Here is a 24,254-nt window from a genome sequence, read left to right as displayed (position 1 = left end):
GCTGAGCTATGCACCCACTTTATAGTTTACTTATTTAAACTCTAAGTAGAGTTTTTACTTATTTATACTCTAAGCAGAGTTATTAAAGTATGGTGGGCGCAGGAGGATTCGAACCTCCGACCGCTCGGTTCGTAGCCGAGTACTCTATCCAGCTGAGCTATGCACCCATACTTTAAAACTTTACAAAACACGCCATTAAAAGAAATGGTGGAGAGGGAGGGATTCGAACCCTCGATAGAGCTACAAACTCTATACTCCCTTAGCAGGGGAGCTCCTTCGGCCACTCGGACACCTCTCCGTCTTGTGGGGCGTATAATAAAGATTTCAGAAAATATGTCAAACACTTTTCTACCAAAAACGACTATATGGTTATAGATTGCACATATGCTTGGTTTAAAAGTGTAATTAGTTTGAAATTTAAGCGGGTTACGCGTTTTTATTTGAAGGATTAACACCTAGCACGGGAACTAAGTCATCAGTTAACTGAGCCAAATACTGTTCTTGGTAACCTAACTGTTGAAATTCAGCAATACAAGCACGGTAATAAGCATTTCGTTCTTGCTCTGATGTGCCCTCTTCTGAAAAATCATCTACTCGTTTGTCTTTCATACTATTATTCTAAGTCCTTTAAGAATCTATACTTAACTGCTAAATACCAAGCAGTGTAAATTTCGTGCGTATTCTAGCTAAAACCTTTACATAAATACAACATATGTTTAAAAAACAATCATACTAAAAAGTTATAGCACTGTTAGTTTTAATATTAAAAACTGCCAATAATAATAAATTAGTGAAGCTGAATTGCACATTAACCAGCACTAATAACTATATTTAATTTTTAGTGTAGTACTTATTAATTAAAATACTAATACAAAACAAAAAAACGCCGCTATTAAGCGGCGTTTATTAACTTACTTTGTTCTACCCAAAGCTTAGTCAGCTTGCGGGCGCATATGCGGGAACAAAATAACGTCTTTAATTGTAGATGAGTCAGTAAACAACATTACTAAACGGTCAATACCAATACCTTCACCTGCAGTTGGCGGTAAGCCGTACTCAAGTGCGCGTATGTAGTCTTCATCGTAATGCATTGCTTCATCATCGCCTGCGTCTTTCTCTTCAACTTGGCGTGTAAAGCGCTCAGCTTGGTCTTGTGCATCGTTAAGCTCAGAGAAACCATTTGCAAGTTCACGACCGCCAACAAAAAATTCAAAACGGTCGGTAACAAATGCATTTTCGTCGTTACGGCGTGCAAGTGGAGAAACTTCCCACGGGTAGCCAGTAATAAACGTAGGTTGAATAAGCATGTGTTCTGCTGTTTCTTCAAATATTTCACACAAGAACTTACCTGGGCCCCAAACACAGTTTTCAGGAATTTTAACGTGCACTTGTTTAGCGTACGCTTTTAATTCGTCAAAGTGGTTTTCTGGGTCGTTAAATACCGCAGCATCAAACTCAGGGTTATATTTTAATATTGCGTCCGCCATGCTTAAACGTGTAAACGGTTGGCCAAAGTCGTATTCAACTGAGTCAATCACTTCACCGTTTTCATCTTTAGTTGTATTAACTACAACTGCACTACCTAGTACGTTTTCTGCAACCGTACGTAACATGTCTTCAGTGATGTTCATCAGGTCGATGTAATCAGCGTATGCTTGGTAAAATTCAATCATTGTGAATTCTGGATTGTGACGCGTAGATAACCCTTCGTTACGGAAGTTACGGTTAATTTCAAATACACGGTCAAAACCACCTACCACTAAGCGCTTTAAGTAAAGCTCAGGCGCTATACGTAAGTACATGTCGATATCAAGCGCGTTATGGTGAGTTACAAACGGACGCGCAGATGCACCGCCAGGTATAACCTGTAGCATTGGTGTTTCTACTTCCATAAAGTCACGGTCTGCTAAAAAGCGACGAATGCCTTCAACTACTTGTGAACGGATGCGGAATGTTTCGCGCGTTGCTTCGTTAGTAATTAAATCAACGTAACGTTGGCGGTACTTTGTTTCTTGATCTGATAAACCATGGAATTTTTCTGGTAACGGACGAAGTGACTTAGTTAATAATTGGTACTCAGTCATTTCTACGTATAAATCGCCTTTACCCGATTTATTTAATGCGCCTTTAACACCAATAATATCGCCAGTGTCTAGTTGACCATACTTTTCTTTAAGATCTTTTTGAACATCTTTAGATGCATACGCTTGTACGCGACCTTTCATGTCTTGAATTACAAAAAACGGTCCACGCTTTGCTAAAATACGGCCAGCGATAGACACAACTTCGTGCATCTCTACTAATTCTTCTTTGCTCTTATCACCAAACTGGGCTTGCAAATCAGCCGTGTAATGCTCACGACGGAATTGGTTTGGATGACCGTTGGCTGGGCAATTTTCGCGTATAGCGTCTAACTTGCCGCGACGCTCAGCGATTAACTTGTTTTCGTCTTGGATTTTATCAGTCATTTTTTAGCTCTTTATTAGCTTGGTGGTTATAGGCCAGATTTAAGGCTGGCTTCAATAAATTTATCTAAGTTACCGTCAAGTACCGATTGGGTATTGCGGTTTTCAACGCCTGTACGTAAATCTTTAATGCGTGCGTCATCAAGTACGTATGAACGAATTTGACTACCCCAACCAATATCAGATTTAGCGTCTTCTTGCGTTTGTTTTTCAGCATTTTGCTGTTGTAGCTCAAGCTCAAATAATTTAGCTTTTAACTGCTTCATCGCTTGGGCTTTATTTTTATGCTGCGAACGCTCGTTTTGACACTGCACTACGGTATTTGTTGGTACGTGAGTAATACGAACCGCCGATTCGGTGGTGTTAACATGCTGACCACCCGCGCCCGATGCACGGTAAACGTCTATACGTAAGTCTGACGGATTCATATCAATTTCAATATTATCGTCAACTTCTGGGTATACAAACGCAGAAGCAAATGAAGTATGACGACGACCACTTGAGTCAAATGGGCTTTTACGTACTAAACGGTGCACACCAGTTTCGGTACGTAGCCAACCGTAAGCGTATTCGCCAACAAAGCGGACAGTTGCGCCTTTAATACCGGCAACATCACCGTCGGTCGCTTCAACTAGCTCAACTTTAAAGCCTTTAGCCTCGCCCCAACGTAAATACATACGAAGTAAAATATTACACCAGTCTTGTGCTTCAGTACCGCCAGAACCTGATTGTAAATCAAGGTAAGCATCGTTTGAGTCATGAGGACCTGAAAACATACGACGAAACTCTAAACCTTCTAACTGTCCGTTTAAATCAGCAAGCTCAGTTTGCGCTTCAACAAAGGTATCTTCGTCTTCAGCTTCTACAGCTAGCTCAAGTAAGCCTTCAACGTCGTCAGTACCGGCTACTAGGTTGTCGATTGTTTCAACAACCGCTTCTAATGCTGATTTTTCACGGCCAAGCGCTTGTGCGCGTTCAGGCTCATTCCATACGGCTGAATCTTCAAGCTCGGCGTTAACTTCTTCTAAGCGTTCTTGTTTAAGAGCGTAGTCAAAGGTACCCCCGAAGCAATTCAGTACGTTCGCGAATTTCCTTGATTTGATTAATCACAGGATTCACTTCAAACATGTACATCACTCCAAAATGGCTAGGTAATTGCGCCCCTTTAAATGGGATTTTCGCAATAAATTATCGTCAAATGATAAAAACGCCCGATTTTAACAAAAAACCGCGCGCTTTATTAGCATTTTATGCATGATATTACATATTTTTTAATGCACTTTTTCAAGCTCTCTAACTATTAATTGCAGCGTAAATTTACCTCTAAACTCATTTATATCGAGCTGATACGCTACTTTTACAAACTTCGCCTCAGTATCTGGCCACTCTTTTACATCAATACCAAAAGCAATGGCATCAACTAATCGACCAGATTGGTGCTTTAACACGAGCTTTAAATGCTTTTCGCCTACTATGCGCTGCTGTATTACTTCAAAGGTATGCTCAAACACCGGCTCAGGAAATTGCTGCCCCCACGGGCCCGATTGCTTTAATAGCTGGGCAAAATCCATTGTAAAGCAGTCGTTTGGCAGCTCACCGTCGGTAAATACAATGCAGCGCTTACTTTCTTCACTCAGTTGCGCGCTAACTGCGGCATCAAACGCTTTTTTAAAGTCGTTAAAGTGCTGCTCGTTAATACTTAAACCAGCAGCCATTGCGTGGCCACCAAATTTATTAATTAAGTGTGGGTCGGCAGTATTAAGCCCTTCGAGTAAATCGCGCATGTGTAGCCCTTCAATAGAGCGGCACGAGCCTTTAATTTCACCGTTTTCGCCACCAGCAAATATAACTGTTGGGCGGTGGTATTTTTCTTTTAAGCGACCAGCCAAAATCCCAATAACACCTTGATGCCAATCGTCTTGAAACAAACAAATAGCATCAGGGATGTTATCGTCGCTAAATGCGAGCCTATCAAGCACGGCTTGCGCCTCGGCTTGCATGCCTTGTTCTATTTCGCGCCTTGCAAAGTTTAAGCTATCGAGCTCGCCGGCTATACTACGCGCTTGGTTTATGTCGGTGCTAAGCAAGCAAGCTATACCCAAACTCATGTCGTCTAATCGCCCTGCTGCATTTAAACGCGGCGCAAGTGAAAAGCCAAAGTCGCTTGCGCTTAAGCGGGCAGCATTGCGGTTAGCCACTTCAATAAGCGCGGTAATGCCTGGGCGTGTTTTACCACTGCGAATACGTGCTAAACCTTGGTGTACTAAGGTACGGTTATTTGCATCAAGTGCCACTACATCGGCAACCGTGCCAAGCGCTACAATGTCGAGCAAGTTAGCTAAATTAGGCGGTTGTTGTTGCTCAAAATAACCCAAATCTCGCATTACGCTTCTCAGCGCTATTAATAAGTAAAAAGCAACGCCAACGCCTGCAATAGATTTAGACGGAAAATCACATTCGTGCCTATTTGGATTTACGATTGCATCTGCATTTGGCAGCTGCTCACCTTGTAAATGGTGATCTGTTACCAGCACTTTTATGCCAACCGCTTTTAAAATATCAATACCGGCAATACACGATATGCCGTTATCTACGGTGATCACTAAATCAGGTTTTATTTGTACTATTTGCTCAGCAAGCGCGGGGCTTAAGCCATATCCTAAGCTAAACCTGTCAGGAATTAAGTAATCTAAATGCTTAAAGCCAAACATCTCAAGGCCTTGCATTAATGTTGCAGTGCTTGTTGCGCCATCGGCATCAAAGTCGCCAACTATTAATATTTGGCTTTGCGCTTTTAATGCTTCAATTAATAAGTCGCTGGCTTTGTCGATGTCTTTAAACAATTTGAAGTCGTGAAGCGTAGCTACGCTGTTATTTAGCTCTTCGGCATTGAATACATTGCGGTTAGCATAAATTTGTTTTATTACAGGGTGTAAATTACTCGGCAGATGCGAGTCGTCAACGTTTTCACGCGCAATGATTAGTTTTTTCATGCAGGGTTTTAACTTATTGAGTCGTATTAAAAAGACAAAAAAAGGCCATTAAGGCCTTTTTAATAATAACTAAGCGTTTAATTACGACGCTTTGTTAGCTTCTAATGCTGCTTTTAGTGCTGCTGCTGGCTGGTAACCAGGGATCATTGTACCATCTTCTAAAATAATAGCGGGTGTGCCGCTAATACCAAAGCTTTGACCTAATTGGTAATGCTCTGCAACCGGTGCGCTACAGCCTGCAACTACTTTAGTGCTTGTGCCCGATTTAGCTTCTGTTAGTGCTTCTTGCTGATCGCGTGCACACCATACATTCATTAAATCTGCGTAACCTGAACCTTGTAAGCCACCACGTGGAAACGCTAAGTACTTAACGGTAATACCCGCATCAAGTAAATCGTCTAACTCGCGGTGTAATTTACGACAGTAACCACAGCTAATGTCGGTAAATACAGTAATGCTGTGTTTTTCGTTTGGCGCTTTGTACACAATCATCGATTCTTCGTATTCTTTAAGACCTTCAACACGCACGCCATTTAATGCTTGCTCTGTTAGGTTATTACGATTATTTAAATCAATTAACGTACCTTGCATTAAAAATTGACCATCTGGACTTGCATAGAGCACGCCTTTATTAGTGATCAATTCTTTTAAACCAGCTACTGGACTTGGATTAATTTGCTTTACAGTTACACCAAGCTCGGCAAATTTAGTAATAATAGGATCATTAGCATCTGGTGTTACAGCAACGCCATTTGCAAATGCACTAATACTTGTGCACAACATGGCACCTGCTAACATTAATTTTTTCATAACTTCTCTCTATCCTAAAAATACTTAATATATTGACCGGCTTAATGATATTTACTTTCAAACTTACGCACGCGGATGATGCTCTGCGTGTACCGACTTTAACCGTTCATTGGCAACATGGGTATAAATTTGCGTCGTTGATAAATCGCTATGGCCCAACATCATTTGTACCACACGTAAATCTGCCCCATGATTTAATAAGTGCGTAGCAAAAGCATGGCGCATAGTATGGGGCGATAAAGGAGACTCAACTGCTGCCAAAATAGCATAGTGTTTAATTCTATGCCAAAAGGTTTGTCGCGTCATGCCTACTCCGCGTTTAGATGGGAACACAAAATCGGTGGCATGTTTTATCATTTGCGCACGACCACCCTTTAAAAATTGCTCAAGCCAATACATGGCCTCTTCACCCAGTGGTACTAACCGCTCTTTATTACCTTTACCTTTTACAAACACCACTGCTTGGCGCAAATTAATTTGCTCCATGCGCAGTCCAACAAGCTCACTTACACGCAAACCCGTTGCATAAAGTAGCTCTAGCATGGCCTTATCGCGCAGTCCCATCGCTTCTTCGGTGTTAGGCGCATTTAATAATGCCTCAACTTCAGCTTCTGAGAGTGTTTTAGGTAACGACTGCCCTGCTTTTGGCTGAGAAATATTTAGCATGGGGGTGTCGCTAATTAGTTTTTCGCGCACAAAGTACTGATAAAAACGCTTTAGCGCACTAATACTACGTGCCGTACTGCGTGGTTTTAAGCCTAAATCGACTCGATGCGCTAAGTAACTTTCAACATCAAGCCCTGTTACCGTCATTAAATTTTCGCCCTTTAAAAATAGGCAAAACTTATCTAAATCACTGCGATAAGCACTTAATGTGTTTTCGCTTACGCCTTGTTCTAAGTACAGGCTATCTAAAAAGGTTTCTAGGTAGTCGCTATTACTGCTCATACTGCTATTATTTTCAAAAGAATCGTCAGATAGCGTTGTCACATTATGCTCTCATGCTTTGCTAAGGTATCAATTAAAAATACCTTACGGTAAACTTGAGCCTATCATATCAGGCAATTACACAGTGATAAATACGATGCAAATTGGTTTATTTTTTGGTTCTACTACGTGCTACACCGAAATGGCAGCAGAAAAGATTCGCGACATTATTGGTGCCGATATAGTTACCCTGCACAATATTAAAGACGAGCCACTAAAAAATGCAGAGCAGTATGACTTTATCATCTTTGGTATTTCAACATGGGATTTTGGTGAAATACAAGAAGACTGGGAGTCAAAGTGGGACGACATAGCCGACGTAAACCTAAATGGTAAAACCATTGCTTTATTTGGCATGGGCGATCAACAAGGTTACGGGCAGTGGTTTCAAGATGCGCTAGGCATGCTACACGACGAAATAAATACGCAAACATTTACTCAACTTGGTTTTTGGCCAAACGACAGTAGTTACGAGTTTGAAGCTTCAAAAGCATTAACGTCTGATGGTAAACAGTTTGTAGGACTCGCGCTCGACGAAGACAGTCAATACGAGCTAAGCGACGACCGCATTGCAACATGGGTTGAACAGGTAATGACTGAATACGGCGAAACGCTTTAATTAATAAGCTAATAAATAAGCTAATAAATAAAAAGCAAAAAGCCCGCAACTAGTTTAGTTGCGGGCTTTTGATTAGTAATATGAGTAATTTATTGAAACGTCATCACATTGGTTGTTTGTGGGTAATACCCATCTGCCATAACAATGTACGGTAGTAAATTACTTAACCATTTTTGCTGCACGCTTTCGCTATAGTTTAAGTAAAGCTTACCTTCGTGAATATAAAATGCTTCTGGGTCTATACCTACAGCGTTACCTTCATCAGCCATTGCATAAGCACACCAACCACCGTATTGCGGTGCATAACGTTTTGGGTTTTCTGCAAATGTCGTTTTGTTTTCTTCACTCGAAAAGTGCCAGTTGGCACCTAAATAACTAAATGTGTATTTGTCGCTGCCTTTAACGGCTTTATTTTGCGTAAAATAAGCAACGCTGTCGTACCCTTTAATAGCCGTGTTATTAAACCAACCCGTATTTACAGCATCATCCTTTGCATTTGCCCCACCGCTTATTAACAGTGCGCTAAGCATTATTAAAGCAACTATGTACTTAATCATCTTTTTTCCTTTATTATTTACTCAAAATTGAATGCCAATTAAATATAGCTGGCTTAGTGAGTAAGAAAGGCAAAGCGCAAAAATGATTTCAGTTAATACTTAATTATTTAACGCCCAATGATTAAATAAGTAGTAAAACTTACTCTACTTTTAGCCAATATTGGTTTCGGTAAAAAAAGCCAATGTAGCCGCGTACCTCGAGCTTTTTACCTTCATCTTGCGGAGTTAGTTGTAAAGTGTAGGTTTTACCATTTGTTGGGTCGAGTATTTCACCGTCTCCCCAAACACCATCATCTTGTGCTTTTACACCCGTGATTATAGTCATTCCTAAAATAGGCTGATCTTTTAACTCATCATCACATTTACTGCATATATCGTTTTGTTTTGCCGGGTTAAGAATGGTTTCAACTTTGCCGCTTAATACACCGTTGGTTTGGGTAATTCGTACATACGACTTAGCTTGGTTTGTATCCTCATCAATTGTTTTCCAAAGCCCTACTGGCGTAATAGCAGCAAACACACCTTGGCTTGCAAAAATGGTGGCTGCTAACGTACTAAGTAATGCTAATTTATTTAACTTTTTCATTGTGTTGCCTTTTAAATTAAGTGGCCAATGGCTAAATCATATCAGGTGATTTATAAACACACTATTAAAGCGCTGTACATAAAATAAAAAACTAAAAGAAAAAAACCTAAACTAATAATCATTAGTTTAGGTTTAAGGGGCAGTAGCATAAAAACAAAGTTACGTATTACCTCACTTTAAAAACAACATCCCCTATTTTTAGATTTGAATATTCAGGCTCAACTAAAGATAATTCGTTATTATCAATCATATTTTTAAGAAATCTAATCTCTTCAGGATTTTCGACATTCATATATCTTGAGCGCCACTTACCCATGTCGAATAACCAGAAATATGCGGATATATTTTCATTACTTTCGTCAATCACTATAAAATCGAGTTCATCATCTTTGTTTAAATCCATGCCAATGAAATAGTAAGTATGTTCTTTTAAAGAGTTACGATCGTAAAAATGTTGTTCAGAAAATACTGCCTCTATTAAACCTTGAGGTATTAGCGCTCGTGAAGGCCAAAATACACTGCGCTCAATAAAATCATCGACTGTGTGTTCAAGCGTTAAAGCAAACTCATTATTTACATACATCCTATCGATGATAGCGTATTGCTCTGGGTGACTCGTTTCAATTTTCTGTTTTAATAACTGCATAGCTAAATAACCTTGGCGACCTAAGCTGTGCTCAAAATAGTAATAGTCAAACTTTTCTATTGTTACTTTATCTGCATCTAAACGCGCTATTTGGCTGTTTGTAGATAAGCTTTGAAAATTTAATAAAGGGGAGTTAACAGCAAGCATACTAACGAGCACCACCCACCCCATCACAATATTTATTTTGCTCAGCGGCTCTAGCCAATTGTCTCGCTTTGTTATAATTCCAACAAGATAACTAAACGAAAAACACGCCAATAAAAACCAAATTAAAATGCCCCAACAACGATCTACTGTTAGCCCATGCTGCTCTACCCGTAAGTAAATTCCATAGGCTGAAATAACACTATAAACTGGAAGTAACGCAACGCTTATAAAAACGAGTCGGTGCAAGAGCATGTGATAAGGACGAACTGATGAGTCATCTTTATAAACAGTGTTAACAAAAAACAACGTGAGCACCTGCAGCCACATTACTAATAAACTGCCACTTCCGGTCTCCCATAATTTATTGAGTCCGGTAAAAGGAAGTGTTGCTAAAAAACCGAGAGAAATAACTGATAAAACAGGCAATAAAAACTTAATTAAAGTTTGTAGTAAAAAAGCGATATTATCTTCAATGTTCAAAAGCTTTCTAAATATGACACTCGCAAAGGCAAATGCGAGCGTTAAGGTTGGGATCCAAAACCATTCATTTCTTAGTAGCTCAGAGAAAAATTTTATATCTAAAATATCAAATAAAGCCGCACCTAAATTTAGAATTCCCCAAAAAATAAGTACAAACAGCCAGCATTCTCCAAATATTATAAAATTACGCCAAGAGAGCTTAAATAAACGACTGTAACTAACATTTTCTGAGCTACCAAATTGTTGTATGTACATAAGGCCTTTAAAGCCAGCTATTAAACTAGTAAAAATAAAAACTGACATTAAAGTGTTATTACTTACGTACTCTTGAGGCTCTTGCTGAAAGCCAACATACGCCCCCAATAAAGATAACAACAAGGAAAAAGGAAGGATTAAAAGCAACGACGTTTTTATATTATTTTTATTAACGGTCATTAGCATTAATAAAGGAAAGCTCATAGAAAATGTAATAAGTGAGACTAACCATGTAGGGCTTGTTGCTGGCCACACATTATTTTCTATACTGCTATACAAAAGGGTAAGAGCAACAGCCTGTAATACGGCAAGTATAATTATAAAAGATTTTGGTAACTGACTATCCATATCTGTTCTCAACAATAGGTTTTAGTCAGTTTGCGTTATTCGTTCCTATTTTACAATTGCTTCACATTTTCAAATAAAATGCTTTGCACAGGTCTATATAATCAGCAGTGTAGGTATTATCTAAGTTTCTAATACACAGAATTGATGTTTCTATATCGCTTTTTACGTAGCTAAATGTCATTAAACTGCGGCTAATCCCTTTATTGGGCGTGGCTTTTACTTGGCAATGAGCATTTAAATAAAGCCCATTTTGAGTAGCAAGCTCAATAAATAATGCGCCTTCAACGCTTGGGAGTATTAAGCTAAAGCGAGAACCACTATGGCTTAAATGTTTAAACGCATTAATTAACTCTTCAAAACTTAGGCCGTCGGTATGACGTGCGGTATTACGCGCAGCATCATCGCCTTTTAAACTGTGATTAAAATACGGTGGATTAGAGATAACCACGTCAAATTTAACTTCACTACTAAAGCTTTGAATAGTTTGGTGCGTAATACTTATAGTTGGCCACGGGCTATTAGCTACATTTTGTAATGCTTGGGTATAGGCGCTTTCGTCAATTTCTACCGCAGTTATACCAAGCTCATTACTGCGCTGCTTACACATTAGTGCTAGTAAGCCGGTGCCGGTGCCTATATCAAGTAATGACTTTGCACCGCTTAAATTAGCCCATGCGCCAAGCAAAATGCCATCGGTAGAAACTTTCATTGCACAGTGGTCGTGTTCAACTTTAAATTGTTTAAATACAAAACCAGACATTTTTTCACCTTTTCATTCACCAAGCGCAGCATAGCGCGTATAATCAGGGTAATTGTCCCTTATTTTAGACACTCTATGCAATTTTCTGAATTTGATCTTGATAACAAGCTACTCGATGCCATTAATAAAATGGGCTACGAGACGCCAACCAGCATTCAACAACAAGCTATTCCTGAAGCACTACAGGGGCGCGATATTTTAGCATCTGCGCCTACTGGTACAGGTAAAACAGCGGCATTTTTAATTCCGGCTATTCAGTACTTACTGGATTTCCCACGTCGTGACCCTGGTTTTGCGCGCGTACTCGTTATGACCCCGACTCGTGAGCTGGCTTATCAAATTCATGAACAATGTGAACTGCTAGCTAAACGCACACACCTAAAAATTGGTGTAGTAACAGGCGGTATTAACTACGGCACGCATAAAGAAATTTTTGAAAAAAATAACGATATTTTAATCGCCACACCAGGTCGATTAATGGAATACCTAGAAACCGAAAACTTTCATGCTGAACACGTAGAAATGCTTATTATTGATGAAGCAGATCGCATGTTAGATATGGGTTTCAAAAAAGAAATGAGCCGTATTTGTGACGAAGCTAAAAATCGTCGCCAATGTTTTTTATTCTCAGCAACACTTGAAGGTGACAGCGTAGAAAGGTTTGCTGAAAAAACATTAAACGACCCAGCTCTATTAGAAGCCGAATCGTCACGTAAAGAAAAAGCTAAAATTCACCAATGGGTACATTTAGCCGACGATTATCATCACAAACTTGAATTATTAGTTAATACGCTAAAAAACCCTGACGTAACTAAAGCGATTGTGTTTGTTAAAACTCGCGAACGCTTAGAAACATTGATTGGCGAACTTACAACTAATGATGTAAAAGCGGCGTGGTTACGCGGCGAAATGCCACAAGACAAACGTATGAAAGCCATGGAAAACTTCCATAGTGGCAAAACAAGCATATTAGTTGCTACCGACGTAGCTGCACGTGGTATTGATGTATCTGACATCAGCCACGTTATTAACTTTGATATGCCGCGTACTGCCGACGTATATGTACACCGTATTGGTCGTACTGGCCGTGCTGGTAAAAAAGGGATAGCAATATCGCTAGTTGAAGCACACGATATTGGTATTTTATATAAAGTAGAACGCTACGTTGAGCAAAAGTTAAAACGCCGTGTAATTAGAGGCGTTGAGCCACAGCATAAAGAAGCTAAGCCACCGGCTAAAAAGCGTAAAGACCCAGTAAAAATGAAAGCTAAGAAAAAGGCTAAGGTTAAAAAGAAAAAGTAACCTAAAACATTTTTATACTAAGCCGACTTTTGTCGGCTTTTTAATGCAAGCCTTGCAGGCTCTGCTGTTTGTACCTGTTACATATGTAACCCAAGCATGTAACTCATACTCATTTAAATGTAATTTTTGCCCACCTGAATTCCCACTTAATAAAAATCCCTTATATTTCATAGCGTTAATATTGGCACCGAAATTGTAACTACAAAGATAACCTAGCCGATGGAATTTCCATATTGTGGCTGCACTATTCACTGTAATGTAAGGATTAAGTTATGAACCGCTTCAAGTTAACTATCGCTTTAGTATCATTTTGTTGTTTATTTTTATTAGCTTGCGCTACAAAAGTAAGTGCAGCAACCAACATGGCCGTAGTAAGCAGTGTAGCCACTCAACCTAACTTACAACAAGCTATCACCAACACCCTACGAACTAATCCTAACCTAGCGTTAAGTGATATTCGTGTGCAGGTAAAAAATGGTGAAGTAGATTTATACGGTGAAGCACAAACTGGTTTTCAGCGCGCACTAGCTCAAAAGTTTTTAGAAAATATGGATGGCGTAAAAATCATTCGTAACAAAATTAGCGTTATTTAACATGTTAGAATAAAACATAAATATGTTGGAAGTTTGTAATTTACGAGCTCGTCGGTTGCAAAGTGTCTCACCAAATCTAATATTTATTTATGCGCGTGCACTATTTGGCACGCGCTTATTTACGTCTTTTATGGTACGTCGCTGTAACATCCTACCGTAGTTATATCTGTATGATTAGCGTCATTAAATCAAAGATTTCTAAATTAATGGAGTAAGTTAAAGACTAAACTTTTGGGCCTCATCATTTAAACCGTTTGCCATTCTAGACAATTCGCTACTTGACTGTGCAATATCTCTAACTGCCTGCTCGGTCTCTGATATACCCATATTTATGACACCTATATTTCGTGATATTTCATCGATGGTGGTTGCCTGCTGCTCAGAGGCGGTTGCAATTTGAACAACCATATCAAAAATGTCATCTACTGCTTTGCCTACATTACTATTGATTAAGTTTGCTTTCTTAGCTATTTCCTGAACTTGAGTTGTTTGTCCTACATTGTCTGTCATTGCTTGAACAGCTGCGTTACTGGCACTCACAACAGCTTCAATGATCACTTCAACCTCCATTGTAGACTCTTGCGTAGACTTAGCTAAGCTTCGTACTTCATCAGCAACAACAGCAAAACCACGCCCTTGTTCACCAGCTCTAGCTGCTTCAATTGCTGCGTTCAAAGCAAGTAAATTAGTCTGATCAGCTATCTTTTTAATAACGCCTAATACATTCACTATTTTTTCTGAATTATGCTTCAACTCCGTCACTTCATGTGCTGATTTTTTTGTAGCTTCTCCAAGAGAAACAAGTGCGTTGTAAGTACTATCATTATTTTCAGAGCCTTCTCGAGCCATTCTTTGAATATTTTCACATAATAATGATGCACTAGCAGTTGTACTCGCTATCTCTTTTACTGTTTCAGTCATTTCGGTAGTGGCGGCTGCAACTTGTATAGTTTGTGCTTGCTGCTCGGTAACTGCTAAGCTAGTTTGCTCAGTAACTGAGGCAAGCTCTGTTGCTGTACTGCCTTGCTGAACTGCAACGTTAGATAATTCACCAATCATTTTTCTGAGATTTTCTAACATGGTATGCAATGCAACTTGTAGCATGCCTACCTCATCGTGTGAATTAACTTCGATATTACTGCTAAGATCTCCTGCCGCCACTTTTTTAGCAAAAGTGGAAGCTACAATTATTGGGGTCGCTATTTTTCGAGAAAAGAAAACACCAATAAATACAACAACAATTGCAGCTACTATTATAGAAATCACACTAAAAAGCACAGTCTGATGGACTGGTGCAAATGCTTCTGATTCGTCAATTTCACTTAATATAATCCAGCTAAAATCTCCAATCTTTATACTATCGAAGGCAGAAAGCACGTTATTTCCATTATAATCTTTTATTATTTTAGTACCATGTTGAGCATTCAAAGCTAAATTTACAGCCTCTGTATCAGCACCATTATTTGTTACAGTTCCTGCAAAACTTGCTTTGAGTGAATGTCCTTCAGGGTCAAGATATGAATCAGAACGCATTAGCTTATCTTCTCCAACTAGGTAACTCTCACCAGTTTCTCCCATCCCTTCGCGAACACCCATTATTTGATTAGTCCCTTTGCTCGAAAGCTGTAAAGCAACTATTGTATCGCTACCATCAACAGGTATAGCAATAAACGCAGCGGGTTCTCCATTACTTGGTGCATACGGTTTGTAATCAGCAATACTAAAACTTTTAGATTGTTTAACCTCTTTAATTAAATCTCCTAAATTTGAACTCGCATATTTCCCTTTTAATATGTTTGTTTGATAATCAGATTCTCTAGCTTGAGTGTAATAAATAAGCCCATTGTTATTAATTAAAAACACATCGTAATAGTCATACTTCTGTATATATTCTGTAAAAAAGCGATCATAGTTGTCTTCCTCAAGCTGCGGAACAATTAAAGCCAAAAGCTCAATATCTGCCCTTTTTTGATTAAAATAATTTTCGATCTGAGTTTTTTTTATTTGATTAATCGCCTCAAGCGACTGAGATATATTGTATTCGACGCGTGATTTTGATTGTAATGTAGAAATTGTAGTAATTATGAGGGCGGGTATTATCCCTACGAGTAGGAAAATTAATGTTAGCTTAGTTTTTAAACTCCAATGACTCGTTTGAAAAGCTGAACTTTCTTTCTTGCTTGGCATTTGTATTTACTAAATAAAGAGCAGTTAAGTTAAATCTAGCCTAACAAAAGCTAAAAATGAATTTATTTATTCAAAAAACCCGAATTTACAGGGGGAAACAAACAAAACAGAAACATAAAACCACTAAAATGCATTTATTATCCAAACACCTCGTTGTTTATGTATTTGTAATGGTTACAAGTTTATTTATTGCGCTCTTATGGGAAAATGATAATTTATACTTATATGAAGGGACTTAACTTTAAAATTAGAAATATCCTTTATTTTATAAAATGTCTAAAAAGCGCGTTTTACTCTGTAAAAACGCGCTGTTGGTAAGTAACTATTTCCCAATGCTTTTGCCTAATGAGCTTTAACTAAATTACTCACTTTGGTTAGAGTCAGTCCCCTCACCACTGTCTTTATTTGATGATTGCTGGCTTATTTTATCGCTTATCATGGCATCGAGTTTTTCGCCGCCTTTAATACCAAAATCTAAAGTACGAATTGGGAATGGAATACTAATATCAGCTTCATCAAGTGCCTGCTTAACGGCAACGACACCTTTGTGGCGTACCGTCATGAAGTCAGGCTCGCCTGGGTATTTAATCCAAAACCACACCAGTAAGTTAATGCTGCTGTCGCCAAAACCTTCGGCGTATACTGCGGTTTCATCTTTGCGTATTACGAAGTCAAATTCATTTATTTTATCGACGATGACGTCTTTTGCTTTTTCTATGTCATCGCCGTACGAAATACCTACAGGTACTTCTATACGTCTTATACCTAGCGTGGTGTAATTTTTTAGTACATTTCTAAATAAGACTTTGTTTGGTACAAGTATTAGTTGCCCGTAAAAGCTCTCTATTAGCGTGTTACGTAGGTTTATAGAATGTATCGAACCAAACACATCATCGGTTTCTATTACATCCCCTGTTTTAAATGGCTTACGTACACCCATTGCTATACCTGCAATTAGGTTTTCAGTCATGTCTTGAAACGCAAAACCAATGGCTAAACCCACAATACCCGCACCAGCAAGTAGCGAAGTAACGGTGCCTTTTAAGCCAACAAAATCGAGCGCTATAAATAAACCTATGCACAACACAATAACTTTAAAAATTGACGCCATTAAGTCGGCAATTTGTTTTGAGTCGAGTGAGCGGCGTAATACGTTTTTCATCAGCTTGCCAGCAAAGCGTGCCAATATTGAAAACACAATTGCGATCAGTATCGCAACTATAAAATTAGGGATATGACTTATTACAACATCAAACCACCCTCCGAGCTTTTCTTCTATTAGTTTTTCGGCTTCGTCAATTGACGGAATGCTGATCATTTTATTTGCACCTATTTAATTAGTGTTCTCATTAATATTAGATGAGATTGCAAATATAACGCCAACATCAAAAAAGCCATGCAATGCATGGCTTTTAAATTTTTTATTTAAGCTTATAAACCTAATTTTGTTCGTCGCGCATAAATACCGGCTCAAGCTCTTTAACTGTTGCCTCTGGGCTAAAGTAATAACCTGCTACCGTAAACTCTTTAAGTTGGCTTAACTGCGTTACTTTATTTTCGATAATGTAGCGCCCCATCATGCCGCGTGCTTTTTTAGCATAAAAGCTGATTACTTTATATTGACCGTTTTTACAGTCTTTAAAGTGAGGGGTAATAATTTGTGCATTAAGCGCTTTTTTATCTACCGCTTTAAAATATTCATTTGAAGCAAGGTTAACTAAATATTGTGCATCTTGTGCTTTTAATACGTCGTTTAATTTATTCGCTATTACGCAGCCCCAAAACTCGTATAAGTTTTTGCCACGCGAGTTTTCAAGCTTGGTGCCCATTTCAAGACGGTAAGCTTGCATTAAATCAAGTGGTTTTAATAAGCCGTATAAACCTGAAAGTATACGTAAATGGTTTTGTGCGTAATCAAGCTCGCTAGCTTTAAGCGTACTTGCATCTAAACCGCCATATACATCGCCATTAAAGGCAAGTGCGGCTTGTTTAGCATTACTTTGTGTAAACGGCTGTGCCCACTCACTAAAGCGTGCTGCGTTAAGCCCAGATAGCTTGTCGCTAATTTTCATTAAACTGCCAATTTGCGCTGGTGTTAGTTCACGGCATACTTTCATGAGCTCTTCGCTGTGCTCTAGTAATTCAGGCTGAGTGAACTTGTCTGTTGCGGGTGGCGTTTCGTAATCAAGATTTTTTGCAGGTGAAATAACAGTGATCATAGTTAGCTATTGACTTGTAATTTATTTAGTGTCAATTTCAACATTAAATGAAACGAAAAGCACGTTTTGTTTAAATAAATCCTCTCTTAATAACCCATGCATTGCCGTTTTTTTATTGATCAGGACATAAGACCTATCAAGCATTGTCACACTGTTGCAGTATGGATTAGATATATTAAGAGTGATTAGATTTTTCTTTTAACTTGCTTGGAATGAGGAAAGCAAATGACTTCAGCTCTACAAAGGCTAAAACAACATTCATCTATTGTGGCCGACACTGGTGATATTGAAGCTATTAAAAAGCATCAACCAGAAGATGCAACTACAAACCCGTCGCTTTTATTAAAAGCGAGCGAGATTGAAGCATATAAGCCTTACTTAGATAAAGCTTGGAGCTACGCAAAAGAAACCGAGCAAGAGCCTGCTAAACAACTTGAACTAGCATGTGATTACTTTGCCGTATTACTAGGTAAAGAAATTAGCGCTATTGTACCTGGTTATATTTCTACTGAAGTAGATGCACGCCTTTCGTTTAATACGCAAGCTACGATTGATAAAGCACATACCCTACTTAGCCTTTACGAAAAAGAAGGTGTAAGCAAAGACAAAATTTTAATTAAAGTAGCGTCTACATGGGAAGGTATTAAAGCCGCTGAGCAGCTAGAAAAAGAAGGGACTAAATGTAACCTTACTTTATTATTTAGCGATGCCCAAGCTCGCGCGTGTGCCGATGCAAACGTATTTCTAATTTCGCCATTTGTTGGCCGTATTTTAGATTGGCACGTTGCTAACGGTATGGAAAAACCAACCGATCCGCTACAAGATCCAGGTGTTCAGTCTGTACGCAGCATTTTTGAATTTTACAAACGTCATGACTACAAAACAGTTGTGATGGGTGCAAGTTTCCGTAATACAGGCGAAATTATTGCACTTACAGGTTGCGACAAGCTAACTATTAGCCCTAATCTTTTAGAAGATTTAGGTAACCTTGAAGGCGCACAAGAATATTTGCTTGAAAGCGATGTTCCACAAGAGCCAAAACCAGAGCCATTAACAGAAGCACAGTTCCGTTGGTTACATAACCAAGATGCTATGGCTACTGAAAAACTAGCTGAAGGTATTCGCTCTTTTGCTGATGCACAAGAACAACTAGAGGCGCGCTTTAAAGCAATGTAATTTGCTATAATCGTGTTTTAAAAACGTCGCAATAGCGGCGTTTTTTTATGCCTAAAATACGCTACCCCTCTATATAATCTTCATATCGACTTCATATAATCTTCGTATAAACCTTCATCAATTAATCACACTTATGTAACATAACTGTCACTTTTTTATTCTATTTTAACTAGGCCTGTGGTATAGGTATTCTTGAGGTCAATAAAATCAATAGGAGAAGTTCATGGATAGCCTAAACGATATATTAGAGATATTAGAAGGACCAGATACAACAAGGAAAACCTCTCAGAAAAATAAAAAAAGAAAATGGCGTGAAATAGAAGCAATAAAAGACAAACAGCGCCTACGTAAAGAACTACAAGAACTAGACTACTTTACAGACAGTATTGCAATTGAAGAGCTCGACTTTTAATTCAATACGCCCCAACTAAACAAAAAGGCTTCCGATATATGGAAGCCTTTTTTAATGCGCTGAAAATAGCTGCATGAGATAAATTTATTATTCAGAGCTCAGGTTATTTACACCTGCCAGTTAATCGGTTTTTCACCTTGGGCTTGTAATAGCTCATTCGTTTTTGAAAAATGCTGACAGCCAAAAAAGCCTCTATGCGCCGAAAGCGGTGATGGGTGCGGCCCTTTTAAAACATGATGGCGAGCGCTATCTATGCCTTTACCTTTTTTTTGTGCGTGTGCACCCCATAAAATAAATACCACACCTTCGCAGTGCTTATTAATATGCGCAATTACATTATCGGTAAATTGCTCCCATCCTAAATGCTTATGAGAATGCGCTTGCCCTTGCTCAACGGTCAATACTGTATTGAGTAAAAACACGCCCTGATCTGCCCAGCTTTGCAGGTACCCATGTTCAGGAACAGCAAAACCGCTGATATCGGTAGCTAACTCTTTGTACATATTTTTAAGCGACGGCGGCAGCTTTTTTACATCAGGCAATACCGAAAAACACAAGCCATGCGCTTGCCCTTCTCCGTGGTATGGGTCTTGTCCTAAAATTACAACGCGGATGTCATTTAGTGCTGTGGCATCAAAAGCACTAAATACTTGAGGTTCAGGCGGATAAACAGCAACACCTTCATTACGGCGATTAGCCACATACTCTAACGTTTCCTGCATGTAAGGTTGCTGTAATTCACTTTCTAAAAATGTAGCCCAATCGCTCATTGTATACTCTTAATCTGTTTACGTGATGCATCTATTTTATCACACATATCCGCGAGTCCATCTAGCATGCGCGGAGTAAAACGATGTAATAAATCGGCATTTACGCTAATAAATTGATCATTTTTAACAGCGGGCACTTCTGGCCACTTTTGCCAATTAACAACCGGCTGTGGTGTTTTTGATTTTTCATCAGGGATAATAATAACTTGTGGCTTAGTAACAATGACATTTTCGATACTAATTTGTGGGTAATCTGTAACGCTCTGTGCAAATACATTACTTACATGGCATGTTTCAATCAGTTGGCTTATCCATGTATTTTTACTTACTGTCATCATGGGCTCAGCCCATAACTGATAAAACCCGGTAATATTTTTTTTATCTTGCTGGCTTTTAACAATACCATTTAGCTTATGTTTAAATGCGCTTGCCGCTTGCTGGCTTTGCTTAATGTTCCCTGTAAATTCACCAAAAGTAAGTAACTCGTCGGCTACACCAGCGATTGTGGCCGGGTTACTTAAATATACTTTTATGCCCAGGCGCTCTATTTGGGCTAAATCTTCGCTTTGATTTCCGCTTTTCCACGCAATTACTAAGTCGGGTTTAAGCGCCAATACTTTTTCAAGCGAGATGCCGTAATAACCCCCTATGCGCTCAATACTTTGGGCCTCAGCAGGATAGTCGGCGTAATCAACCGTGCCCACAATATTATCGCCCGCCCCTATGGCAAATAGGTTTTCGACTATATGTGGTGCAAGCGCGATTATTCGCAGTTTTTTAGAATCATTAGTCTGCTCTGCAAGTGCACTGCCCGATAAACTAAAAAGCAGCAGCCCAATAAAAAACGCTCTAAACATTAGTAATCAAACCCTTCAAGCGCTTTTATACCAGAGTCGAATGCGTGTTTTACATTACGCACTTCGCTTACAGTGTCGGCAAGGTCGGTTAAAGTACGGTGCGCTGCACGCCCTGTAATAATAACTGACTGCATTGGTGGGCGGTTATTAAGCGCTGTTACCACTTCATCTAAATCAACGTAGCCGTAGGTCACCATATACGTAAGCTCATCGAGTAAAACTAAATCAATACTGCTATCAGCAAGCATGCGTTTTGACTCTTGCCATGTTGCTTGGGCGGCTGCGGTATCGGCTTCTTTATTTTGCGTATCCCAGGTAAAACCGGTGTTCATTACAACAAACTCAACGCCTGCACCTTGTAATAAATTACGCTCGCCACATTCCCATGTACCTTTAATATATTGGCAAACGGCTGCTTTTTTACCATGCCCTACGCAGCGTGCTACAACGCCAAAACCCGAGGTTGATTTACCTTTACCGTTACCCGTAATTACCTGAAAAATACCTTTTACATCTTGTGCTGCAGCAACACGCGCATCCACTTGTTCTTTTACTTTTTGTTGGCGCTGCTTGTGCTTATCGTTGTTTTGTTCAGTCATTATTGTGTCCTTCATAAATCGAGATAATTTGCTGTATGTTTAAATGCGTTTCGCACATGGTTGCTAATCGTTCTAACTGCTGCTCGCGATGAGTGGCAATACTAATTGAGTTAATTGAGGCGCTTGGTTTTACCCATTTTAAAATTTGCGATGTAGCATCGGCTTCATCAAATAAACCATGTAAATAGGTGCCCGCAATGGCGTTATCATCACTAATAAAGCCATCAAACGTAAAACCATGTGGATGGCTTTCATCAAAGGTTAAAAATGGCTTATTAAGCGCTGCACCTTGGCTAATCCCTGCATGTATTTCGTAACCACTACAGGGTGTTTGTTGGTTATTTAAAAGCAGTGTAGCGGTTATTTTAGTTAATACTTTTTGCGCTGTTAGCGTGGTTTCAAAGTCGCACAAAGCAAGCCCATTTACTTGTTTTAATGATGATTCAATACCATCGGGATCGTTGATTGTATTGCCCAGCATTTGCATGCCGCCACAAATGCCAAGTACTTTGCCACCATAGCGTAAGTGGCGTTTAATTTGAGTGTCCCAGCCTTCATTTTTCAAAAAATTTAAATCGCCCAGCACATTTTTACTGCCTGGGAGAATTATCAGATCAACGTCTGGGATCGTTTGGGTATGGCGCACATAATTTATATTAATGTTTGGGTGCAAACGCAGTGCATCAAAATCGGTGTGGTTACTAATGTGGGGAACAAGTAGCACTGCAATATTAATTGTGGCGTTGGTTACATTATTATCAATTGCAACAGCGTCTTCAGCATCAAGCGCGAGGTCGTGCAAATAAGGTAATACGCCAAGCACGGGTTTGTTTGTGTATTCTTCAAGCCAAGCTAGCCCGCCTTGCAGCAAACCTATATCGCCTCTAAAGCGGTTTATAACAAAGCCTTTTACACGCGCCTGTTCTGACTCGCTTAACAACGCAAGCGTACCTACCAAATGTGCAAACACACCACCTTTATCTATATCGGCAATAATAATGACAGGACAATCTACCTCTTCGGCGTAACCCATATTGGCAATATCGTTTTCACGCAGGTTTATTTCAGCAGGGCTACCTGCCCCTTCAACAAGGAGTAAATCAAAGCATTTAGCTAAGCGGTTATGTGAGGTTATTACTGCATCCATCGCCACTTTTTTATAGTCGTGATATTTACCCGCTTCCATATTACTAATGGCTTTTCCGTGAATAATCACTTGTGCGCCCGTATCGCTATTAGGTTTAAGTAAAATAGGATTAAAGTCTATTTCGGGCTCTACTTTAGCTGCTATTGCTTGCAAAGCTTGCGCACGACCAATTTCGCCACCATCTTTTGTTACTGCGCTATTAAGTGCCATATTTTGTGGTTTAAAAGGCGCAACCTTTACTCCTCGCTTAGCAAATACCCTGCAAAGGGCTGCAACTAGGGTACTTTTACCAGCATCTGATGTAGTGCCTTGCACCATTAAGGTTTTCATGGAATTACACCCTTCGCTTTCTAAAAAACAATAAACTCAAAAAGAACACGCTACCAATAGCAGCGGTTATAACACCTACGGGCAATTCTTGGTTTTTTAGCAATGAGCGCGAAAGTACATCAACCCACACCATAAATGTACCGCCCACTAAGCTGGTTACTAGCAATCCCGCGATGGTACCTTGGGAGATAAAAAAGCGCACAATGTGCGGTACCATTAACCCTACAAACCCAATACCACCACACATAGCCACCAGCACAGCGGTAATTAATGAGCTCAAAACTAGCATAAGTATTCTAAAGCGCTGGACCCTAACACCTAATGTAATTGCGCTTTCATCGCCAAGTAACATGGCATTGAGCTGCCTTCTATAGCTCAGCATTACAAACGTACACAATGTAATTACCAATAAAGGTAACCAAAGCGTAGCCCACTGCGCACGAGCAAAGCTGCCCAGTGTCCAAAATAAAATAGCGGCTACCGCCTGAGGGTCGCTCCAATAAAGCAACAAGCTGGTAAACGCACTAAATAAAAACGACAGAGCAACACCAGCTAATAACATTGATTCTACCTGTGCACTTTGCTGCCTACCTGCAATAAGTATTAATAAACTCATAGCGAGTAAGCTGCCCAGCAGTGCTGCTGCCGATAGCATAAAGCCTGCGCTAATGCCTGCTAATGCCATAAGTAACACCACACCAAATGAGGCACCCGACGATATACCAAACAAGTAAGGATCGGCTAAAGGGTTACGCGTTACCGTTTGTAAAATAAGCCCCGCAATTGCTAAGCCAGAGCCTGCTAAAAAGGCGAGTAATGTGCGTGGCATTCTTAGCTCGTAAATAATACGCGAATTAAAAGACGCATCATTTGAGAGTAAAAAGCTATTAAATACATCTTGAAGTGAGGTCTCTGCCGCACCAAAACTAAGTGCTGCAAATAAGCTAAATAAAGCAGCTGCAGCACTTATAAATAACGCAAGTGATTGGCGAGTATTAACTGCGCTCAT

At 39.5% G+C, this 24,254-nt stretch carries 23 protein-coding genes and 2 tRNA genes; 5 read left to right on the top strand and 20 right to left on the bottom strand.

Translation table 11 applies throughout. From position 1 onward, the window contains the following. Window positions 1–90 precede the first annotated feature (90 nt). The 8 genes from GQR39_RS10175 to xerD all read right to left on the bottom strand — a co-directional run bounded on the left by GQR39_RS10175 (window position 91) and on the right by xerD (window position 7,258). A tRNA-Arg gene (locus GQR39_RS10175) sits at window positions 91–167 on the bottom strand. A gap of 38 nt (window positions 168–205) precedes the next feature. Then, window positions 206–298, bottom strand: a tRNA-Ser gene (locus tag GQR39_RS10170). A 128-nt stretch (window positions 299–426) separates the two neighbouring features. Continuing rightward, window positions 427–609 (bottom strand): hypothetical protein, encoded by a 183-nt coding sequence (locus GQR39_RS10165; protein WP_024597674.1) that lies wholly within the window; start codon window positions 607–609, stop codon window positions 427–429. 323 nt (window positions 610–932) lie between these two features. Further along, window positions 933–2,468, bottom strand: coding sequence for a lysine--tRNA ligase (lysS, locus tag GQR39_RS10160; RefSeq protein ID WP_165735521.1), 1,536 nt, complete (start codon window positions 2,466–2,468; stop codon window positions 933–935). A 26-nt stretch (window positions 2,469–2,494) separates the two neighbouring features. Continuing rightward, window positions 2,495–3,593, bottom strand: a protein-coding gene (gene prfB, locus GQR39_RS10155; protein WP_139016071.1) for a peptide chain release factor 2 whose coding sequence is annotated in 2 segments (ribosomal slippage) — window positions 2,495–3,517 and window positions 3,519–3,593 — 1,098 coding nt in all. Because the reading frame shifts where the segments join, the coding sequence is not laid out codon by codon here. Between the two features lie 143 nt (window positions 3,594–3,736). After that, entirely contained in the window at window positions 3,737–5,458 is a 1,722-nt protein-coding gene (recJ, locus tag GQR39_RS10150) for a single-stranded-DNA-specific exonuclease RecJ (protein WP_165735520.1), read from the bottom strand. Window positions 5,459–5,539: 81 nt separating this feature from the next. Beyond that, window positions 5,540–6,268: a bifunctional protein-disulfide isomerase/oxidoreductase DsbC gene (gene dsbC / locus GQR39_RS10145; RefSeq protein WP_165735519.1), complete on the bottom strand. Its 729-nt coding sequence runs from the start codon at window positions 6,266–6,268 to the stop codon at window positions 5,540–5,542. 63 nt (window positions 6,269–6,331) lie between these two features. Continuing rightward, complete coding sequence (gene xerD, locus GQR39_RS10140; RefSeq protein ID WP_024590718.1) at window positions 6,332–7,258, bottom strand: site-specific tyrosine recombinase XerD; 927 nt, start codon at window positions 7,256–7,258, stop codon at window positions 6,332–6,334. Window positions 7,259–7,352: 94 nt separating this feature from the next. Here xerD and fldB point away from each other — a divergent pair, with 94 nt between their 5' ends. Next, the gene (fldB, locus tag GQR39_RS10135) at window positions 7,353–7,874 is read left to right on the top strand and encodes a flavodoxin FldB (protein ID WP_165735526.1); all 522 of its coding nucleotides are present in this window, start codon (window positions 7,353–7,355) and stop codon (window positions 7,872–7,874) included. 89 nt (window positions 7,875–7,963) lie between these two features. Here the strand turns inward: fldB and GQR39_RS10130 are convergent, their stop codons facing one another. The 4 genes from GQR39_RS10130 to GQR39_RS10115 all read right to left on the bottom strand — a co-directional run bounded on the left by GQR39_RS10130 (window position 7,964) and on the right by GQR39_RS10115 (window position 11,653). Beyond that, window positions 7,964–8,431, bottom strand: coding sequence for a YHS domain-containing (seleno)protein (locus GQR39_RS10130; RefSeq protein ID WP_007583762.1), 468 nt, complete (start codon window positions 8,429–8,431; stop codon window positions 7,964–7,966). A gap of 139 nt (window positions 8,432–8,570) precedes the next feature. Continuing rightward, window positions 8,571–9,017, bottom strand: coding sequence for a DUF2147 domain-containing protein (locus GQR39_RS10125; RefSeq protein WP_024596176.1), 447 nt, complete (start codon window positions 9,015–9,017; stop codon window positions 8,571–8,573). A gap of 166 nt (window positions 9,018–9,183) precedes the next feature. Further along, window positions 9,184–10,893, bottom strand: a complete 1,710-nt coding sequence (locus GQR39_RS10120; RefSeq protein WP_165735518.1) for a DUF4153 domain-containing protein — start codon at window positions 10,891–10,893, stop codon at window positions 9,184–9,186. Between the two features lie 61 nt (window positions 10,894–10,954). Beyond that, window positions 10,955–11,653: a methyltransferase gene (locus GQR39_RS10115; protein ID WP_165735517.1), complete on the bottom strand. Its 699-nt coding sequence runs from the start codon at window positions 11,651–11,653 to the stop codon at window positions 10,955–10,957. A gap of 75 nt (window positions 11,654–11,728) precedes the next feature. Between GQR39_RS10115 and srmB the strand changes: the two genes are divergently transcribed. After that, window positions 11,729–12,955, top strand: a complete 1,227-nt coding sequence (gene srmB / locus GQR39_RS10110; protein ID WP_007376476.1) for an ATP-dependent RNA helicase SrmB — start codon at window positions 11,729–11,731, stop codon at window positions 12,953–12,955. 272 nt (window positions 12,956–13,227) lie between these two features. Then, on the top strand, window positions 13,228–13,548 hold the full coding sequence (locus GQR39_RS10105; protein ID WP_010553266.1) for a BON domain-containing protein: 321 nt from the start codon (window positions 13,228–13,230) through the stop codon (window positions 13,546–13,548). A gap of 216 nt (window positions 13,549–13,764) precedes the next feature. Here GQR39_RS10105 and GQR39_RS10100 read toward each other — a convergent pair whose 3' ends face one another. The 3 genes from GQR39_RS10100 to yaaA all read right to left on the bottom strand — a co-directional run bounded on the left by GQR39_RS10100 (window position 13,765) and on the right by yaaA (window position 17,954). Next, window positions 13,765–15,735, bottom strand: coding sequence for a methyl-accepting chemotaxis protein (locus tag GQR39_RS10100; protein WP_165735516.1), 1,971 nt, complete (start codon window positions 15,733–15,735; stop codon window positions 13,765–13,767). A 361-nt stretch (window positions 15,736–16,096) separates the two neighbouring features. Continuing rightward, window positions 16,097–17,053 carry a mechanosensitive ion channel family protein gene (locus tag GQR39_RS10095; protein ID WP_165735515.1) on the bottom strand — a complete coding sequence of 319 codons (957 nt, stop codon included), beginning with the start codon at window positions 17,051–17,053 and terminating at the stop codon, window positions 16,097–16,099. Between the two features lie 121 nt (window positions 17,054–17,174). Then, window positions 17,175–17,954, bottom strand: coding sequence for a peroxide stress protein YaaA (yaaA, locus tag GQR39_RS10090; protein WP_165735514.1), 780 nt, complete (start codon window positions 17,952–17,954; stop codon window positions 17,175–17,177). A 225-nt stretch (window positions 17,955–18,179) separates the two neighbouring features. On the opposite strand from yaaA, the gene tal reads away from it, so the two are divergent. Then, window positions 18,180–19,130 carry a transaldolase gene (gene tal, locus GQR39_RS10085; protein WP_007376481.1) on the top strand — a complete coding sequence of 317 codons (951 nt, stop codon included), beginning with the start codon at window positions 18,180–18,182 and terminating at the stop codon, window positions 19,128–19,130. A 223-nt stretch (window positions 19,131–19,353) separates the two neighbouring features. Next, entirely contained in the window at window positions 19,354–19,542 is a 189-nt protein-coding gene (locus GQR39_RS10080) for a DUF3545 family protein (protein WP_007583746.1), read from the top strand. 107 nt (window positions 19,543–19,649) lie between these two features. On the opposite strand, the gene ung is transcribed toward GQR39_RS10080, so the two are convergent. The 5 genes from ung to GQR39_RS10055 are packed head-to-tail and all read right to left on the bottom strand — an operon-like array spanning window position 19,650 to window position 24,254. Beyond that, window positions 19,650–20,312, bottom strand: a complete 663-nt coding sequence (ung, locus tag GQR39_RS10075; protein ID WP_165735513.1) for a uracil-DNA glycosylase — start codon at window positions 20,310–20,312, stop codon at window positions 19,650–19,652. After that, a complete protein-coding gene (locus GQR39_RS10070; RefSeq protein ID WP_165735512.1) occupies window positions 20,309–21,169 on the bottom strand; it encodes a cobalamin-binding protein in 861 nt (286 codons plus the stop codon). Before GQR39_RS10070 ends, ung begins: the two co-directional genes overlap by 4 nt. Next, window positions 21,169–21,768, bottom strand: a complete 600-nt coding sequence (gene cobO, locus GQR39_RS10065; protein ID WP_007376484.1) for a cob(I)yrinic acid a,c-diamide adenosyltransferase — start codon at window positions 21,766–21,768, stop codon at window positions 21,169–21,171. The genes GQR39_RS10070 and cobO overlap by 1 nt, the downstream gene beginning before the upstream one ends. Beyond that, window positions 21,761–23,245, bottom strand: coding sequence for a cobyric acid synthase (locus tag GQR39_RS10060; protein WP_165735511.1), 1,485 nt, complete (start codon window positions 23,243–23,245; stop codon window positions 21,761–21,763). The genes cobO and GQR39_RS10060 overlap by 8 nt, the downstream gene beginning before the upstream one ends. 4 nt (window positions 23,246–23,249) lie before the next feature. Further along, window positions 23,250–24,254 carry an iron ABC transporter permease gene (locus GQR39_RS10055; protein ID WP_165735510.1) on the bottom strand — a complete coding sequence of 335 codons (1,005 nt, stop codon included), beginning with the start codon at window positions 24,252–24,254 and terminating at the stop codon, window positions 23,250–23,252.

The organism is Pseudoalteromonas sp. C8 (assembly GCF_011378685.1).
Classification (GTDB): Bacteria; Pseudomonadota; Gammaproteobacteria; order Enterobacterales; family Alteromonadaceae; genus Pseudoalteromonas; species Pseudoalteromonas arctica.
The sequence above is the reverse complement of the archived record's forward strand: the minus strand, read 5'-3'. Positions and strand labels throughout refer to the sequence as shown.

Coding starts and splice junctions, on each gene's coding strand:
- fldB (WP_165735526.1), top strand. CDS start 7,353: ATGCAAATTGGTTTATTTTTTGGTTCTACTACGTGCTACACCGAAATG.
- GQR39_RS10130 (WP_007583762.1), bottom strand. CDS start 8,431: ATGATTAAGTACATAGTTGCTTTAATAATGCTTAGCGCACTGTTAATA.
- GQR39_RS10095 (WP_165735515.1), bottom strand. CDS start 17,053: ATGATCAGCATTCCGTCAATTGACGAAGCCGAAAAACTAATAGAAGAA.
- GQR39_RS10055 (WP_165735510.1), bottom strand. CDS start 24,254: ATGAGCGCAGTTAATACTCGCCAATCACTTGCGTTATTTATAAGTGCT.
- GQR39_RS10060 (WP_165735511.1), bottom strand. CDS start 23,245: ATGAAAACCTTAATGGTGCAAGGCACTACATCAGATGCTGGTAAAAGT.
- dsbC (WP_165735519.1), bottom strand. CDS start 6,268: ATGAAAAAATTAATGTTAGCAGGTGCCATGTTGTGCACAAGTATTAGT.
- GQR39_RS10080 (WP_007583746.1), top strand. CDS start 19,354: ATGGATAGCCTAAACGATATATTAGAGATATTAGAAGGACCAGATACA.
- srmB (WP_007376476.1), top strand. CDS start 11,729: ATGCAATTTTCTGAATTTGATCTTGATAACAAGCTACTCGATGCCATT.
- GQR39_RS10070 (WP_165735512.1), bottom strand. CDS start 21,169: ATGTTTAGAGCGTTTTTTATTGGGCTGCTGCTTTTTAGTTTATCGGGC.
- cobO (WP_007376484.1), bottom strand. CDS start 21,768: ATGACTGAACAAAACAACGATAAGCACAAGCAGCGCCAACAAAAAGTA.
- lysS (WP_165735521.1), bottom strand. CDS start 2,468: ATGACTGATAAAATCCAAGACGAAAACAAGTTAATCGCTGAGCGTCGC.
- tal (WP_007376481.1), top strand. CDS start 18,180: ATGACTTCAGCTCTACAAAGGCTAAAACAACATTCATCTATTGTGGCC.
- GQR39_RS10105 (WP_010553266.1), top strand. CDS start 13,228: ATGAACCGCTTCAAGTTAACTATCGCTTTAGTATCATTTTGTTGTTTA.
- GQR39_RS10100 (WP_165735516.1), bottom strand. CDS start 15,735: ATGCCAAGCAAGAAAGAAAGTTCAGCTTTTCAAACGAGTCATTGGAGT.
- recJ (WP_165735520.1), bottom strand. CDS start 5,458: ATGAAAAAACTAATCATTGCGCGTGAAAACGTTGACGACTCGCATCTG.
- ung (WP_165735513.1), bottom strand. CDS start 20,312: ATGAGCGATTGGGCTACATTTTTAGAAAGTGAATTACAGCAACCTTAC.
- GQR39_RS10165 (WP_024597674.1), bottom strand. CDS start 609: ATGAAAGACAAACGAGTAGATGATTTTTCAGAAGAGGGCACATCAGAG.
- GQR39_RS10115 (WP_165735517.1), bottom strand. CDS start 11,653: ATGTCTGGTTTTGTATTTAAACAATTTAAAGTTGAACACGACCACTGT.
- yaaA (WP_165735514.1), bottom strand. CDS start 17,954: ATGATCACTGTTATTTCACCTGCAAAAAATCTTGATTACGAAACGCCA.
- GQR39_RS10125 (WP_024596176.1), bottom strand. CDS start 9,017: ATGAAAAAGTTAAATAAATTAGCATTACTTAGTACGTTAGCAGCCACC.
- GQR39_RS10120 (WP_165735518.1), bottom strand. CDS start 10,893: ATGGATAGTCAGTTACCAAAATCTTTTATAATTATACTTGCCGTATTA.